Source organism: Micromonospora sp. NPDC005163 (genome assembly GCF_053599835.1).
Window position 1 is genome coordinate 88,930 of sequence record NZ_JBSFYP010000023.1, and the last position, 14,236, is coordinate 103,165.

The 14,236-nt window shown below is 72.7% G+C and carries 18 protein-coding genes; 6 read left to right on the forward strand and 12 right to left on the reverse strand.

Annotated features, from left to right (window positions below; translation table 11 throughout):
• Nucleotides 1-75 precede the first annotated feature (75 nt).
• Genes ACWD6N_RS17930 through ACWD6N_RS17940 form a run of 3 tightly spaced genes read right to left on the reverse strand, consistent with a single transcriptional unit; the run spans nt 76 to nt 2,464 of the window.
• Nucleotides 76-903, reverse strand: coding sequence for a BKACE family enzyme (locus ACWD6N_RS17930; RefSeq protein WP_354963579.1), 828 nt, complete (start codon nt 901-903; stop codon nt 76-78).
• A 23-nt stretch (nt 904-926) separates the two neighbouring features.
• Nucleotides 927-2,039, reverse strand: coding sequence for a CAF17-like 4Fe-4S cluster assembly/insertion protein YgfZ (gene ygfZ, locus ACWD6N_RS17935; RefSeq protein WP_387324439.1), 1,113 nt, complete (start codon nt 2,037-2,039; stop codon nt 927-929).
• Nucleotides 2,036-2,464, reverse strand: coding sequence for a Fur family transcriptional regulator (locus ACWD6N_RS17940; RefSeq protein ID WP_089018784.1), 429 nt, complete (start codon nt 2,462-2,464; stop codon nt 2,036-2,038). Before ACWD6N_RS17940 ends, ygfZ begins: the two co-directional genes overlap by 4 nt.
• 69 nt (nt 2,465-2,533) lie before the next feature.
• Here ACWD6N_RS17940 and ACWD6N_RS17945 point away from each other — a divergent pair, with 69 nt between their 5' ends.
• Nucleotides 2,534-3,415, forward strand: coding sequence for an aminotransferase class IV (locus ACWD6N_RS17945; RefSeq protein ID WP_354963577.1), 882 nt, complete (start codon nt 2,534-2,536; stop codon nt 3,413-3,415).
• Nucleotides 3,416-3,418: 3 nt separating this feature from the next.
• Here ACWD6N_RS17945 and ACWD6N_RS17950 read toward each other — a convergent pair whose 3' ends face one another.
• Together ACWD6N_RS17950 and mtfM are read right to left on the reverse strand one after the other, a co-directional pair.
• On the reverse strand, nt 3,419-4,009 hold the full coding sequence (locus ACWD6N_RS17950; RefSeq protein ID WP_354963576.1) for an FABP family protein: 591 nt from the start codon (nt 4,007-4,009) through the stop codon (nt 3,419-3,421).
• A gap of 5 nt (nt 4,010-4,014) precedes the next feature.
• Nucleotides 4,015-4,119 (reverse strand): small membrane protein MtfM, encoded by a 105-nt coding sequence (mtfM, locus tag ACWD6N_RS17955; protein WP_030327764.1) that lies wholly within the window; start codon nt 4,117-4,119, stop codon nt 4,015-4,017.
• A gap of 12 nt (nt 4,120-4,131) precedes the next feature.
• On the opposite strand from mtfM, the gene ACWD6N_RS17960 reads away from it, so the two are divergent.
• From ACWD6N_RS17960 to ACWD6N_RS17970, 3 genes are all read left to right on the forward strand, one after another.
• Nucleotides 4,132-4,506, forward strand: coding sequence for a DsrE family protein (locus ACWD6N_RS17960; protein ID WP_387324435.1), 375 nt, complete (start codon nt 4,132-4,134; stop codon nt 4,504-4,506).
• Between the two features lie 81 nt (nt 4,507-4,587).
• Nucleotides 4,588-4,968 (forward strand): SCP2 sterol-binding domain-containing protein, encoded by a 381-nt coding sequence (locus ACWD6N_RS17965; RefSeq protein ID WP_354963574.1) that lies wholly within the window; start codon nt 4,588-4,590, stop codon nt 4,966-4,968.
• Entirely contained in the window at nt 4,965-7,001 is a 2,037-nt protein-coding gene (locus tag ACWD6N_RS17970) for an amylo-alpha-1,6-glucosidase (protein WP_354963573.1), read from the forward strand. Before ACWD6N_RS17965 ends, ACWD6N_RS17970 begins: the two co-directional genes overlap by 4 nt.
• A gap of 35 nt (nt 7,002-7,036) precedes the next feature.
• Here the strand turns inward: ACWD6N_RS17970 and ACWD6N_RS17975 are convergent, their stop codons facing one another.
• From ACWD6N_RS17975 to ACWD6N_RS18005, 7 genes are all read right to left on the reverse strand, one after another.
• Nucleotides 7,037-7,897: a hypothetical protein gene (locus ACWD6N_RS17975; RefSeq protein WP_354963572.1), complete on the reverse strand. Its 861-nt coding sequence runs from the start codon at nt 7,895-7,897 to the stop codon at nt 7,037-7,039.
• A 58-nt stretch (nt 7,898-7,955) separates the two neighbouring features.
• A complete protein-coding gene (locus ACWD6N_RS17980) occupies nt 7,956-8,468 on the reverse strand; it encodes a winged helix-turn-helix domain-containing protein (RefSeq protein ID WP_354963571.1) in 513 nt (170 codons plus the stop codon).
• Between the two features lie 255 nt (nt 8,469-8,723).
• The gene (locus tag ACWD6N_RS17985; RefSeq protein WP_089018777.1) at nt 8,724-9,044 is read right to left on the reverse strand and encodes a DUF1416 domain-containing protein; all 321 of its coding nucleotides are present in this window, start codon (nt 9,042-9,044) and stop codon (nt 8,724-8,726) included.
• A 2-nt stretch (nt 9,045-9,046) separates the two neighbouring features.
• Nucleotides 9,047-9,895: a sulfurtransferase gene (locus ACWD6N_RS17990; RefSeq protein WP_354963570.1), complete on the reverse strand. Its 849-nt coding sequence runs from the start codon at nt 9,893-9,895 to the stop codon at nt 9,047-9,049.
• A gap of 207 nt (nt 9,896-10,102) precedes the next feature.
• Nucleotides 10,103-10,267, reverse strand: a complete 165-nt coding sequence (locus tag ACWD6N_RS17995; RefSeq protein WP_450004986.1) for an Ms5788A family Cys-rich leader peptide — start codon at nt 10,265-10,267, stop codon at nt 10,103-10,105.
• Between the two features lie 19 nt (nt 10,268-10,286).
• Nucleotides 10,287-11,075 carry an LmeA family phospholipid-binding protein gene (locus ACWD6N_RS18000; RefSeq protein WP_354963569.1) on the reverse strand — a complete coding sequence of 263 codons (789 nt, stop codon included), beginning with the start codon at nt 11,073-11,075 and terminating at the stop codon, nt 10,287-10,289.
• Between the two features lie 107 nt (nt 11,076-11,182).
• Entirely contained in the window at nt 11,183-12,214 is a 1,032-nt protein-coding gene (locus ACWD6N_RS18005) for a hypothetical protein (protein ID WP_387324427.1), read from the reverse strand.
• 242 nt (nt 12,215-12,456) lie between these two features.
• Here ACWD6N_RS18005 and ACWD6N_RS18010 point away from each other — a divergent pair, with 242 nt between their 5' ends.
• Nucleotides 12,457-13,176 (forward strand): winged helix-turn-helix transcriptional regulator, encoded by a 720-nt coding sequence (locus ACWD6N_RS18010; protein ID WP_181518701.1) that lies wholly within the window; start codon nt 12,457-12,459, stop codon nt 13,174-13,176.
• A 155-nt stretch (nt 13,177-13,331) separates the two neighbouring features.
• On the forward strand, nt 13,332-14,201 hold the full coding sequence (locus ACWD6N_RS18015) for a polysaccharide deacetylase family protein (protein ID WP_354963568.1): 870 nt from the start codon (nt 13,332-13,334) through the stop codon (nt 14,199-14,201).
• Nucleotides 14,202-14,236: the final 35 nt, after the last annotated feature.

Sequence of the window (14,236 nt, forward strand, 5' to 3'; positions counted from 1 at the left end):
GTCCGGAGGTGCCCGTCGGCGGGGTGACCTGGTCGTCCACCGCCCGGGTGACAGGGGCGCCGGACGGGCTCGGCCTTACAGCCCCAGCAGCTCGCGGGCCTCGGCGGTGGTCAACGGGGGACGCTGGGCGAGCTGGGCGAAACCGACCGCGCGGGCGACCAGTTGCATGTTGGACTCCACCGGGCGGCCCTTGGCGTACGTCACGGTGTCCTCCATACCGACCCGCAGGTGCCCGCCCGTCGACAGCGACGTCAGCATGACCGGAATCGTGCTGCGGCCGATGCCGGTGGCCGAGAAGGTGGTGCCCTCGGGCAGGTCACGCAGCATCCGGTGCGCCGCCACCAACGTCTCGGTGGTGCCCGGCATGCCGCCCGGCACACCCATCACGAAGTCGACGTGCACATGCCCTCCGGCCGGCGGTCCGTACTTGCCGAGCAGCCGCTGCAACGCGGACAGGTGGCCGAGGTCGAAGATCTCGTACTCCGGAACGATTCCGCGTTCCTGCATCCGGGTGTGCAGGTCGACGATGAACTCCCAGCGGTTGAGGAAGACGTCGTCGCCGAAGTTGACCGTGCCCATGGTGCACGAGGCCATGTCCGGCGCGGCGTCGAGCACGGCGAGTCGGGAGGCTTCCGGGTCGGTCACCGCACCGCCGGAGGAGAGCTGCACGATCAGGTCGGTGCTCTCCCGCAGCGCCGCGACCGTCTCCCGCAGGCGCACCGGGTCGAGGGTCGGCCGCGCCGCGTCGTCGCGGATGTGGACGTGGATCACGGCGGCGCCGAGCGCCTCGCACTCCTTGGCGGTGCGCAGCAGCTCGTCGAGCGTCACCGGCAGCGCCGGCACCTCCGCCTTGGCCGACTCCGCGCCGGTCGGGGCCACCGTGATCAACGTCCCTGTCGTCATGCCGGCGATCCTAGACGGCCCGGTCAGGACGGGTCGATCGCCGCCACCGTCGCACCGATCAGCAGCGCGGCGTCCTCCGGGACGTTCCGCTTCAGCACCGCGAGCGCGATCTGGCCGAGCTCGTGGTGCAGCACGGCGGTGCCGACGAAGCCGACGGCCCGGCCGTCGAGGGTCACCGGAGTGCCGGCGGTCGGCGGCTGGTCGGTGGTCACCCCGTCCAGGTGCAGCAGCACCAGGCGGCGCGGCGGTCGGCCCATGTTGTGCACCCGGGCCACCGTCTCCTGCCCCCGGTAGCAGCCCTTGTCCAGGTGCACCGCCGGGCCGATCAGGTCGACCTCCGCCGGGATGGTCCGGTGGTCGGTGTCCACCCCGACCCGGGGTCGCCGGGCGGCCACCCGGATCGCCTCGTACGCCCAGAGCCCCGCGACCGGCACGCCCGCGCCGCGCAGTTCCGCCACCACCTGGTCCATCGCCGATCGCGGGACCAGCAGATCCACCCCGAGCGGGCCGCGCCGGGCCCAGCCGCCGACGGGCAGCGGCCGTACGTCGTACCGAACGCTCGCCCGCGGTGGCACGGCGCCGGCCGCGAACTTCGGACCGGGCACCGCGACCAGGTCCGGTGCGGCCAGCCCGGTCACGCCGAGCGTGCCCAGCGCGTCCGGCGCCGCCGGCCCGACCAGCGACAGCAGAGCTCGCTCGCCGGTGGCGTCGCGGGGCTCGACCTTGCTGAAGAACCGCATCTTCTCCAGGTACGCCAGCAGGTCGGCGGTCGCGCCCGGCTCGGTGTCCAGCCAGGTGGTCTCGCCGTCCTCGGCGACCAGGGCGTGCTGCTCGACGTGCCCGTGCGGGGAGAGCACCAGCAGCTCGGTGCCCTCGCCGGCGGCCAGCGTCGCCAGGTGCTGCGAGGTGATCGTGTGCAGCCAACCGGCCCGTTCCTCCCCGGGCACTGCGAGGATCCCCCGGTGCGACCGGTCGACCAGGCCGACCTCGGTGTCCAGGATGCGCTGCTCGCGCAGCGGGTCACCGTAGTGCGCGGCCACCCCCCGCACGCCGGCCGCGGCGTGCGCCGGCTCCGGCTGGTCGCGGCTGGCCTCGTCGATGCTCTCGACGGCCACCGCTCCCGCGATGTCGATCATTTCTGGTCCCCGTTCTCGCAGCGTTCGCAGACGCCGAAGAGCGACACGTGCCCGATGTCCACCCGGAACCCCCGTTGCGCGGCCAACTGGTCGGCGAGCGGACGGAGCAGCTCCGGATCGATCTCGTCGATCGCGCCGCACTCCCGGCAGACCAGGTGGACGTGTTGGTGCTCACCGGCCGCGTGGTAGGTCGGCGAGCCGTGCGAGAGATGGGTGTGGGTCACCAGGCCGAGCCGTTCCAGCAGCTCCAGCGTGCGATAGATGGTGGTGATGTTGACGCCGGCGGCGACCTCCCGGACCGCGGTGTGCACCTGCTCCGGGGTGGCGTGGCCCAGATCGAGCACCGCCTGGAGGACGAGCTGCCGCTGGGCCGTCAGCCGCAGCCCACGGGCCCGGAGCATTTCCGCGAGGGAGGATTCGGACACCGTCCGATCATAGTTCGGCAACCATGCCGACCGCCGCACGCCGACGGACCGCCGCTACGCTCGACGGTCATGGTGCTGTCGTCCGTCGGAAAGGTCGCGGCCGATACGACCGCGCGGATCGCCATGCTCGGACACGGCCCGGTGCCAGCCCGCGAGCCCGTGCTCCGCGGCGACGACCTCGGGGTGCTCCGCGGCGACGGCCTCTTCGAGACCATGCATCTGCGCCGGGGCCGGCCGTGGCTGCGCGACGAGCACCTCGCCCGGCTGGCCGCGGCGGCCGCCGCCGTCGAGCTGCCCCTGCCATCCGCCGCCGCGCTGATCGAGCTGCTCGACACGGTGTGCGCGGGGTGGCCGGCGCAGGTGGAGGGGGCTCTGCGGCTGGTCTGCACCCGGGGCCCGGAGGCCGGCGGCCCACCGACCGTCTACGCCACCCTGGCCGAGGTGCCGGCGTCGTCCCGCGCGGCCCGCCGGAACGGGATCAGTGTGGCGACCCTGCCGCTGGGGGTGCCCGCCGACGCGCGCACCGGGCTGGACTGGCTGCCGGCCGGGATCAAGTCCACCTCGTACGCGGTCAACAGCGCCGCCCGCCGTTGGGCCAACCGGGCGGGGGTGGACGACGTGCTCTGGATCTCGTCGGACGGCTACGCGCTGGAGGGCCCGACCGCGAACGTGGTGTGGCTCACCGGCGACACGCTCTGCACGGTGCCCGCCGCCACCACCGGCATCCTGCCCGGCACGACCGCCGCCTGGCTGCTGGGCCATGCCGGCGAGTTGGGCCTGACCGCCGCCGAGCGGATGGTCACCTTGGCCGAGCTGCACGACGCGGACGGCATCTGGTTCAGCTCATCGGTGCGCGGGATCACCGAGGTGCGCACCCTGGACGGGGTACGCCGGGACCGGTCCCCGCGCACCCCCGCCCTGCACGCTCTGTTGGGTTTCGCCGTCGCCTGAGGGTCAGCCGCCGACCCGAACGAGCCGGGCGGAGAGGTGAGCGCTGAGCGGGTGCCCCATCGCGGCCATCTCCTGGGCGTAGAGCAGCGCACCCTCGACGATGCCGAAGAGCCGCTGCCCGCCGGTCACCTCCTTGGCGGTCGCCGTCCGGACCACCGCGTCGGTGGCGAACTCGACCTGGGTGCCGGTGCGCTTGCCGAGGTGCAGCTCCATCACCCCGTTCGGGGTGGTCAGCAGGGCCTCCAGCTCGTCGGTGGCCCGGCCGTCCACCAGCACCGGCCGCCACCAGCCGACCTCGCGCCCGGCCGGGCGGACCGGCTGGCTCTGCTCGTCGAGGATCCAGGCCCGCGACTCGTAGTGCAGGAACGGCCGACCGTCGTGGCTGATCCGGATCTCCTGCGCGTAGTCGAAGTCCTCGATGGTGGGGAAACCGCCCTTGCCGCGGCCGCGCCACAGCCCGATGTAGGGCAGCAGGCCGTCCAGCGCGGGGTGCAGCTTCGGACCGACCCGCAGGTCGTGACTCTCCTCGAACGGGTACGGGTCGACCGGCGGCGCGTTCAGCCACGGGGGCTGCAGCGGGTTCTCGTCGCTCACCAGTGTCACCAACGTCCTCTCGATATGCGTACGGCGAGGTAGACCAGGCCACCGGCGAGCCCGCCCAGGCCGGCGACCAGCAGGCTGACGAACCCGATCTCGGTAACCATCCCGGCCATCCTATGCTGGGCCCCATGGCCCGCTCTCTCGTCGTCAAGGCCACCGCTGGGGCGGACGCCCCGGAGCGGTGCGCACAGGCGTTCACGGTCGCCGCGACCGCGGTCGCGGCCGGGGTGGACGTGTCGCTCTGGCTGACCGGCGAGTCGACCTGGTTCGCGCTGCCCGGCCGCGCCCAGGAGTTCGAGCTGCCACATTCGGCGCCGCTGGCCGAGCTGCTGCACGTCATCCTGACCAGTGGCCGGGTGACCGCCTGCACCCAGTGCGCGGCCCGCCGCGAGATCGGACCGGACGACGTGCTGCCCGGCGTCCGGATCGCCGGCGCCGCGGTCTTCGTCGAGGAGTCCCTGGCCGAGGGAGCGCAGGCGCTGGTCTACTGACCGGCGGCACGCCTCGGCGGCCGGTCGGGGCGGAGTGCGGATACCGACCCGACATCTCGGACGGCTGCCTACGATTCGGGTGTGACCGAGGTGACGGAGAGGTTCTTCGAATCGCTGCCGGCGCGGGCCCCGGCGGTCCTCGGTGGCCTGGCGGACGGCACCCTTCAGATCGACCTCACCACCGACGACGCGACCGAGCACTGGCTGGTTCGGATGCGGCCGGGATCGGTCCAGGTCAGCCGTCACCGCGGGCCGGCCGACGCCATCTGGTACAGCAGCGCGGCCCTGTTCGACCGGCTGGTGACCGGCGAGGCCCAGGGGGTCGCGGCGGTGCTGCGCAACGAGAGCACGTTCAGCGGGAACGTGGTGCTCTTCCTGGCCTTTCGGCGGTTCTTCCCCGACCCGCCGGGCACCCGCGACCCGCGCGAGGTGGCCCGGAAGCAGGCCGGGCGGCAGGCGTGAAGGATCTGGTCAGCATCCTGGACGGCAACACCTTCCTGGTCAGCGACCGGACGGGAGACATCGAGCCGTCCTATGACTTCCCGACCGGGCTGTTCTCCTTCGACACCCGGTTCCTGTCCAACTGGGTGCTGACCGTGAACGGCGAGCGGCTGCACACCCTCTCGATGGACGACTCCGAGTCGTACCGGACGAAGTTCTTCCTCGCTCCCGGCGAACCCACCCACTACCTCGACGCCAAGACATCGGTGATCCGCAACCGGGCGATCGTCGGCAGCTTCGAGGAGGTGCTGACCGTGCTGAACCACGCGGGAGAGGAGGTCGAGTTCACCGTACGGATGGAGATGGGAGCCGACTTCGCCGACCTGTTCGAGATCAAGAACGCCCGGCAGAAGCGGGGGCGGACGACGGTCACGGCGGCCGACAACGAGCTGCGGCTGACGTACCGGCGGGAGGCGTTCCACCGGGAGACGGTGATCAGCTCCAGCATGCCGGCAACGGTCGACGCGGCCGGAATGACCTTCCGGATCCGAATCCCCCCCAACAGCGAGTGGCAGACCCGGTTGCACGTGTCCACCATCGTGTACGGGGCGCGGGGGGAGGACATCCGGGCCACCCTGCCGTACGGCGGCAGCCGTAGCGCGGACGTCATCCGCGCCGAGCAGCAGGAGCTGATCGACCGCGCGCCGAAGCTCGGCTGCGACTGCGAGCCGCTGGCCGGGGCGTACCGGCGCAGCCTCAACGACCTGGCCGCGCTGCGCTACGAGTCGATCACCCTGGGCGTACGGCTGCTCGCCGCCGGGCTGCCGTGGTTCATGACCCTGTTCGGCCGGGACAGCATCATCACCTCGTTGCAGGTGCTGCCGTTCCTGCCGGAGCTGATCCCGCCGACCATCCTGATGCTGGCCGGGTTGCAGGGGCACCGGGTGGACGACTTCCGCGACGAGGAGCCGGGCAAGATCCTGCACGAGCTGCGATACGGGGAGACGGCCGGTTTCGAGGAGCAGCCACACTCGCCGTACTACGGGTCGGCCGACTCGACGCCGCTGTTCATCATCCTGCTCGACGAGTACGAGCGCTGGACCGGCGACGCCCAACTGGTCCGGCGGTTGGAGCCGCACGTGCGGGCGGCACTGAATTGGATCGACACCTACGGTGACCTGCTCGGCACCGGCTACCTCTGGTATCAGACCCGCAACCCGGAGACCGGCCTGAAGAACCAGTGCTGGAAGGATTCCTGGGACGCCATCTCGTACGCCGACGGTCGGATGCCCGGCTTTCCCCGAGCCACCTGCGAGTTGCAGGGCTACGCGTACGACGCGAAGATGCGGGCCGCCCGGCTGGCCCGGACGTTCTGGGGGGACCCGGCCTACGCCGACCGGCTGGAACGGGAGGCGGCCACCCTCAAGCAGCGGTTCAACCACGACTTCTGGATCGCCGACCGCGGGTACTTCGCGCTCGCCCTGGACGCCGACGGCCGGCAGGTCGACGCGCTGTCGTCGAACATCGGGCACCTGCTCTGGAGCGGCATCGTCGACGAGTCCCGGGCCGGCAAGGTGGTCGAACACCTGCTCGGGCCGCGACTGTTCTCCGGCTGGGGGGTGCGGACCCTCGCCGAGGACCAGAGCCGGTACAACCCGATCGGCTACCACGTGGGCACCGTCTGGCCGTTCGACAACTCGATCATCGCCTGGGGGCTGTGGCGGTACGGCTTCCGGGACGAGGCCGGGCAGATCTGCAGCGCGATGCTGGCCGCCTCGCGCTACTTCGGCGGACGGCTGCCGGAGGCGTTCGCCGGCTACGCCCGTGACCTCACCGACTACCCGGTGGAGTACCCGACCGCGTGCAGCCCGCAGGCCTGGTCGACCGGCACCCCGCTGCTGCTGCTGCGGGTGATGCTGGGGCTGGAGCCGCAGGGCGAGCACCTGATCATCGATCCGGCCGTGCCCCCGGGCCTGGGCCGGGTCGAGTTGCTGGACATTCCCGGCCGGTGGGGTCGGATCGACGCGCTGGGCCGCAGCCGCGACCCGGAGTAGCCGCCGGGCGGCTGACCCTGCCGGGGGCGCCCGGCTCAGCCCGGACAGCCGACGGTGGCGGCCAGCCGGGCGGCGTCCGGCGTGAGTTCGGCCAGCACCGTGACCGGGCCCGCGCGGTACGCGTACACCGGAGGGTTGTCCAGCAGTGGGGCGCCGCCGGCCAGCGGGGTGAGCCCGCCGGCCGACCCGGCGGCGCCGGGACCGGCGGCGGACCGCGCGGTACGGGCCAGCACGCCGCCCGGGCAGGGCGCGGTGACCAGCTCCGGGGCGGCGTCGGCAGGCTGGCCGAGTGCTCGCAGCGCGGCCGTCAGGGCGGTGGCCTCCGGGCCGGCGTCGGTGGCCGGCGGCGGCGCGTAGCCGGAGCCGACCGGCCGACAGCCGGTGTCCACGGTCAGGCGGATCCGACCGTCCCCGGTCGGCCGGCCCTCGACGGCGACGAACTCCCCGGCGTCGGCGCGCAGCTCCGGGCCGTCCAGCCCGGGCCCGACCCCGGCGCGCCAGCTCGCGGGAAGTCGATCGGCGATCCCGGACAGCACGGCCCGCTCGGTGCCGACGGCCGCGAGCACGCCGACCTCACGCCGCAGCGTGGCGCCGTCGGCCAACGGGGTGACGCGGCAGCCTGACTCGACCCGCGCCGGCCCCAGCTCCAGCAGCCCGGCCGCGCCGGACGCCCGGGCCAGCTCTCCGACCGCCCGGTCGACCACCGGACCGGCCTGGTCGAGGGAGCGCTGCTCCCGCACGGTCGGTGCGTCGTCGCGGACCGACGTCCAGGCGAGCACGGCCAGCAGTACGGCCCAGACCGCGGTCGCGACCAGCAGCCAGCGCCGCCGCCAGGCAGGTGCCGGGGCGGCGGGACCGGTCGACGGGGCCCACCCCGTCCGGACAGCTCCGCTCACCCGGCCATGGTGTCACGGGCGGTCCGACGGCGATCGACGGAGTCGGGCGCGCTGGCGGTCAGGCGGGCCGGGGCGGCGGATCGATGCGGTAGCCGACCCCCCGCACGGTGTGCACCCGCGGCCCGCCCGGCAGGGCGCGCAGCTTGTGCCGGAGTCGCTTGACCGCGGAGTGCAGGATCGCGGTGTCCCCCAGGTACGCGCCGTTCCAGATGGCTGCGAAGAGCTGTTCGTAGCTCCACACCACCAGCGGCGGGCCGATCAGCCGGGCGAGCAACTCCCGCTCGGTGCGGGTGAGCGGGAGCGGATCGCCACACCAGGTGACCAGGTGACCGGCGCGGTCGACGACCAGCTCACCCCAGCTGACCGGCCCATGCTGGGCCGCGGGTGGGCCTACGGGCGCGATGGTCAGGGCCGCACCCCGGGGCGGCGACGGGAGCAACATCGCCCGCAGCTCGGTCAGGTCGGCGCAGCTCACCACCGGGCCGACCCCGTCGAGCTGGCGCACCACCCGCTCGCGCATCGAGACGTCCGCACTCACGCAGACGACGATCGGGACCTCTTCACCGGACACGCCGCCTCCACCCGCACCAACCGTATTGAGCGTGACTTCCACCCGACGATAGTGACGCATGCCGATGGATTCTGGGGGGCCGACCCGCGATCAGGATAGCGCCGCGTCACTGACCAGGCACTGACCGGCGTTATGCATTGAGCACCGCCAGGGACACGGCGCCGGTGGCGCAGACGCCACCGGTATCTGAGGCGAAACCTCCGGGGCCGCTCACCCTCGCGGGTGAACGGCCCCGGCCGAGCGGAGGGTGGGTTGTCAGGCGACGGTGACGCTGACCTCGTTGATGCCCCGGCCGGCGGTGACGGCGGTGTCGCCGTTGCCGTGCCGGGACAGGGCCCGCAGCGTCCAGGCACCCGGCGCGGCGAAGAACCGGAACTGGCCGGCCGCCGAGGTGACCACCTCGGCCGTGAACTCGCCGGTCGAGTCGAGCAGCCGGACGTACGCGCCCGGCACCGCCTCGTCCGCCGCCGAGCGGACGATGCCGGTGATCACGGTTTCCTTCTCCAGGTCCAGGCTGGCCGGCAGGGGCGCGGCCTGGTCGGGTGCGGCGCAACCCGCAGCGGTGGGAGCGGTCATCGTCAGGCCTCCCCGGGCTCGTCGCCGAGCGCGACCGGCACGCCGACCAGCGAGCCGTACTCGGTCCAGGATCCGTCGTAGTTCTTGACGTTGCGGTGGCCGAGCAGCTCCTGGAGGACGAACCAGGTGTGCGAGGAGCGCTCACCGATCCGGCAGTAGGCGATGGTCTCCTTGCCGTCGTCGAGGCCGGCGTCGCCGTAGATCTTGCGGAGCTCGTCGTCGGACCGGAAGGTGCCGTCCTCGTTGGCCGCCTTGGACCACGGGACGCTGATCGCGGTGGGGATGTGACCGGCCCGCTGCGCCTGCTCCTGCGGCAGGTGGGCGGGGGCGAGCAGCCGACCGGCGAACTCGTCGGGGCTGCGTACGTCGACCAGGTTCTTCGTGCCGATCGCGGCGACGACCTCGTCGCGGAAGGCCCGGATGGAGGTGTCCGGCTCCTGCGCGACGTACTGCGTCGCCGCGCGGGTCACCGTCTCGGTGACGAGCGGGCGCGCGTCCAGTTCCCACTTCTTGCGACCGCCGTCGAGCAGCTTCACGTCGCGGTGGCCGTAGAGCTTGAAGTACCAGTAGGCGTACGCGGCGAACCAGTTGTTGTTGCCGCCGTACAGGATGACGGTGTCGTCGTTGCTGATGCCCCGCTCGGAGAGCAGCGCCTCGAACTGGGTCTTGTTGACGAAGTCCCGGCGGACCTGGTCCTGCAGGTCGATCTTCCAGTCGATCTTGATGGCACCGGCGATGTGGCCGGTGTCGTAGGCCGAGGTGTCCTCGTCGACCTCGACGAAGACGACGCCCGGGGCGTCGAGGTTCTTCTCGGCCCACTCGGCCGAAACGAGTGCGGTGTCGCGACTCATCGAATCACTCCCTGGTGAGGATGGATGGTGAGCCAACGCGCGAGATCGATGGATTGAACTGTCGCACCACGCGGGGGACCCAGCGGAAGGACGGGATCACGGGTTCGTGCGACGGCGCCGCTGCCGGGCTTTCGGTGGGATCACCGGAGGGTGCAAGGACCCTGCGTGCCGGTGGCCGCCGTCAGGCGGCCGGAAACAGCCCCGCCGTCAGATGACGGGGCGACACAGGCAGGTGGCCACGCGGCACAGGTCGACCGCGCGCCGTTTGGTGAGGTGGGTCCCCATGGCCACAGAGCCTACCAGCCAGTGACGGGGCTGCCACCGGGTCGACCAGCATCCGGGAATCGCCCGGGCGGCAGGCAGGGCCGGCATCTGATCGCCGGCGGCGCGCTCAACCCGCGGAGTTGATCGGCACGTTCTTCGCGTCGGCGGTGACCGCGAGCCCCTCGGGCAGCGGCCGGACCTCCCGGACGGCGAGCTGGAACGGCAGGTCGGGCAGGGGCACGTCGACGGAGATGCCCTTGGCGTAGTTGTTCAGCAGGGTGCGGGCCAGCGGCAGGTTCGGCAGGCCTGCGGCGTCCAGATCGTTGAAACGCAGGGCGACGGCACCGCTCTCGGCGACGGTGACGTCGGCGGTGCCGCTGACGGTGAGCTTCTGGCCGAGGATGTCGACCGGGGCGGTGACGGTGAGCTTGCCGCCCTGCTCGCCGAGGGTGAGCCCGGGTCGGTCCAGCAACGCGGCGAGACTGTCGTAGCTGATCGTGCCGGTGCCGTCGACGGTGTCCGCCACGACGTCGCCCTGACCGGTGCGCAGGGTGTCCAGTGACGCCCGCACGTTACGGGCGTCCACATCCAACACCGGCAGCCGCACGGCGTCGCCCTCCACCGAGGCCTGCACGTCCCGCAGCTTGATGGAGATCCGCTGGTAGCGGCCGTCCAGCACCTGGGTGAGGAACGGAGTCCCGCCGACCTCGACGTCGGGCTCGGCGGACTGCGCGCCCTGCTTGGTGACCTCCTGGCTCACCCGGTCGGCGATGGCCCGCTCGGCCACCCCGACCGCCACCCGGTCGGCGATCACCAGCAGCACCGCCACCAGCACGAGCAGGACGACCAGGCCGACGAGCAGCTTGCGACCGCGCCTTCGGGGACGGGCTTCGTCCGCCGGATACTCCTGGGCCACGCCGCCGCCTCCTGTCTCCTGCCGCCGCGGTGCGACGGGCCGTTCGTACCGGCGCCGCAGGGCGGCGCACCCGTAGGTACCCGACCGGCTCCGGGCTCAACCGTGGCTCAGAGGAAGAGCATGCACATGGCGTACGCGGCCGGGGCGGCCAGGGCGAAGCCGCCGAGCGGACCCTGCATGTGCCGGGCTACCCACATGGTGGGTGGTTCGCCGGCCATCAGCCGGCCCGCCTCGGCGTACCCGACAGCGAGGTCGGAGAGCACGGCGGTGACCGCCGCGACCAGGCCGATCACCGCGGCCCGGGTGGGCGTGAAGGGGGCCACCAGGTAGCTGCCCAGAAGCGCGCTGATCAGCGTGCCGACCATCGCGCCGACGACCACGCCGGCGGCGCCCCGGGGCACCTGCGGGGCCAGCCGGGGCCAGGGCAGCACCGCGTCGGTGAGCCGGGCGACGGTCAGCGCGACTCCGCTCGCGGTCAGGCAGACCGTGATCGCCTGGGTGCCGGCGGGGATCCGGCTGAGCACGATCAGGGTGCCGAAGGCGACCACTCCGACCACGATGAGCAGCGTGGCGCCGAGCGAGTCGGTGACCCGGACCCGGTCGACCCGGCGGACCAGCTGACCGAGCACCGCGGCGAGGAACCCGCCGGCTGCCAGGTAGCCCAGCGGCGCCAGGCCGGCGATGTCGGTCTGCACCGCGGCGATGTCGGCGACCGCGGCGACCGCGGCGCTGATCCCGGCGACCAGCAGCAGCGCGGGTGGGCGCATGGCCATCGTCCAGGCGAGCACGAACAGCAGCTGGACGCCGAAGATGATGAAGGCGAACGGCAGCCGGTGACCGGGGCCCGAGGTCTGCGCGCCGAGCACCAGGCCGACACCGAGCAGCGCCGCGAAACCGGCGATCGTCAGCGCCAGCGGGCGGCGCACCTCGACCGGGGGTACGACCTCCTCCTCCGGCTCGTCGATCTCGTCCTCGGAGCGGCGGGCCGGCTCCCCGGCTCGGCGGGCACGGCGGGGCCCACCCCGTTCACGGCGTTCGCCGTCGGTGACGGGCGGCCCGGTGCGCGGCACGGGCGGGTGGCCACGGGTCGGGGCGGCCGGGCCCGGGCGGGGCCCGTCGGGCGAGGTGGAAGGAAACACGCCCCGATCGTGCCAGACCGACCGCCCGACGCGGTGGTCACGGGTTTCAGCAGCGTTAAAACCTGCGCCACGATCAGGGGCAAGGGCGGACAAACGGGAAACGATCCGAGGGCGCAACCGAGGCGATCAGTTACGCTCAACCCGTTACCCGCCCGTCAGCGACGCCGGGACCACGCAAATTTCTCAGCGCACGTTCCGTGAGTGTGTCTGGTCGCGTGCGGCCGCGTGCCGCCGGGACGGAGGTGATCGTGGAGATCCTGCTGCTGGTGACCGCACGCGCAGGGGAACCGTCCGCTGTGCTGCCGGCACTCGACCTGCTGCCGCACTCGGTCCGCACCGCGCCGCGTGACGTCCGCACCCTGGTCGCCGGCCCCAGCCCGGACGCGGTCATGGTGGACGCGCGGTCGGAGCTGAGCGAGGCCCGCGCGACCTGTCGCATGCTGCACGCCACCGGGCTCGGCGTGCCGCTGGTCGCGGTGGTGACCGAGGCCGGTCTGATCGCGTTGAACGCCGACTGGGGGGTCGACGACGTCATCCTCGCTTCGGCCGGCCCCGCCGAGGTGGAGGCGCGGCTGCGGCTCGCGGTGGGTCGGCTGAGCAACGCGACCGCCGGCGCCGGCGGCTCGATCCGGGCGGGCGAGCTGACCATCGATCCGGACACCTACGCCGCGAAGCTGAAGGGCCGTCCCCTCGATCTCACCTACAAGGAGTTCGAGCTGCTGAAGTTCCTCGCGCAGCACCCGGGCCGCGTGTTCACCCGGGACCAGCTGCTGCGCGAGGTCTGGGGGTACGACTACTTCGGCGGCACCCGCACGGTGGACGTGCACGTCCGGCGGCTGCGCGCCAAGCTCGGCTCGGAGTACGAGTCGATGATCGGCACCGTCCGCCAGGTGGGTTACAAGTTCGTCGTTCCGCCGTCGCGGTCGCTGCCCGAGGCGGAGCACGCGCCACTGCCCGTCTGACCTCACGTCACTCGGGGGACGGTTCCCCGTATGCCCTTTTTGCGCAGCTCGTCAGTTCTATTCTGACTGCCGGGTTTGTCGGAGAAAGGGGCGACGGTGCGCGCAGTGACCACGGGGGCGACGGGCCGGCGTGACCGGCCAGCCGGGCGGAAGCCGTGACGCCGAGCAACCCGACCGTCCGGGCGGCGGGAATCGTGACGGTGGTGACGGTGGCGCTGCTCGGCTCGGCGTACGTGCTGGGCCGCAGCCTCATCCCCGACCAGCCCCAGCGGCAGGCCACCGGGGTCACCGCGAACGCCGACGAGCCGCACTACGCCGACCAAGCCCCCGGCGACAAGCCGAGCGGGACCCCGACCTCCGGTCCCAGCGGCGGCCCCACCGACGCGGGTCAGGACGGGTCGGGGCGGGACGCCCAGGGTGACCAGCTGTTCGGCGCGCACTCCACCACCGGCAGCGAGCGGCTCGCGCTGACCTTCGACGACGGACCGGACCCGCGCTACACCCCGCAGGTGCTCGCCACGCTGCGCGAGTTCGACGTCAAGGCCACGTTCTGCGTGGTCGGCGAGAACGCGCAGGACCACCCCGATCTGATTCAGGCGATCGTGGCCGACGGACACACCTTGTGCAACCACTCCTGGCACCACGACGTCACGCTGGGCAACCGTTCGGCGGACATGATCCGCGCCGACCTGTCGCGGACCAACGAGGCGATCCGGGCAGCGGTGCCGGACGCGCCGATCGTCTGGTACCGCCAGCCCGGCGGCGCCTGGACCTACCCCGTCGTGTCGGTGGCGCAGCAACTCGGCATGACTCCGCTGCACTGGTCGGTGGACCCGTCGGACTGGGAGGCACCCGGCGCCGGCAAGATCGCCGCATCGGTTGTCACCCAGGTCGAACCGGGCTCGGTGGTCCTGCTGCACGACGCCGGCGGGGACCGGCAGGGCACGGTGGACGCACTGCGCCGGATCCTGCCCGATCTGACTCAGCGGTTCGAGCTGGAGGCGCTGCCCGCCGATCCGACGTGAGCCGCCCCGCACCACGGCCTGGGATCCCGGCGGAC

Excerpts from the sequence above, each read along its gene's own strand:
- ACWD6N_RS17930 (WP_354963579.1), bottom strand. The coding sequence starts at position 903 with ATGACGACAGGGACGTTGATCACGGTGGCCCCGACCGGCGCGGAGTCG.
- ygfZ (WP_387324439.1), bottom strand. The coding sequence starts at position 2,039 with ATGATCGACATCGCGGGAGCGGTGGCCGTCGAGAGCATCGACGAGGCC.
- ACWD6N_RS17945 (WP_354963577.1), top strand. The coding sequence starts at position 2,534 with ATGGTGCTGTCGTCCGTCGGAAAGGTCGCGGCCGATACGACCGCGCGG.
- mtfM (WP_030327764.1), bottom strand. The coding sequence starts at position 4,119 with ATGGTTACCGAGATCGGGTTCGTCAGCCTGCTGGTCGCCGGCCTGGGC.
- ACWD6N_RS17960 (WP_387324435.1), top strand. The coding sequence starts at position 4,132 with ATGCTGGGCCCCATGGCCCGCTCTCTCGTCGTCAAGGCCACCGCTGGG.
- ACWD6N_RS17985 (WP_089018777.1), bottom strand. The coding sequence starts at position 9,044 with ATGACCGCTCCCACCGCTGCGGGTTGCGCCGCACCCGACCAGGCCGCG.
- ACWD6N_RS17990 (WP_354963570.1), bottom strand. The coding sequence starts at position 9,895 with ATGAGTCGCGACACCGCACTCGTTTCGGCCGAGTGGGCCGAGAAGAAC.
- ACWD6N_RS17995 (WP_450004986.1), bottom strand. The coding sequence starts at position 10,267 with ATGCCGGCCCTGCCTGCCGCCCGGGCGATTCCCGGATGCTGGTCGACC.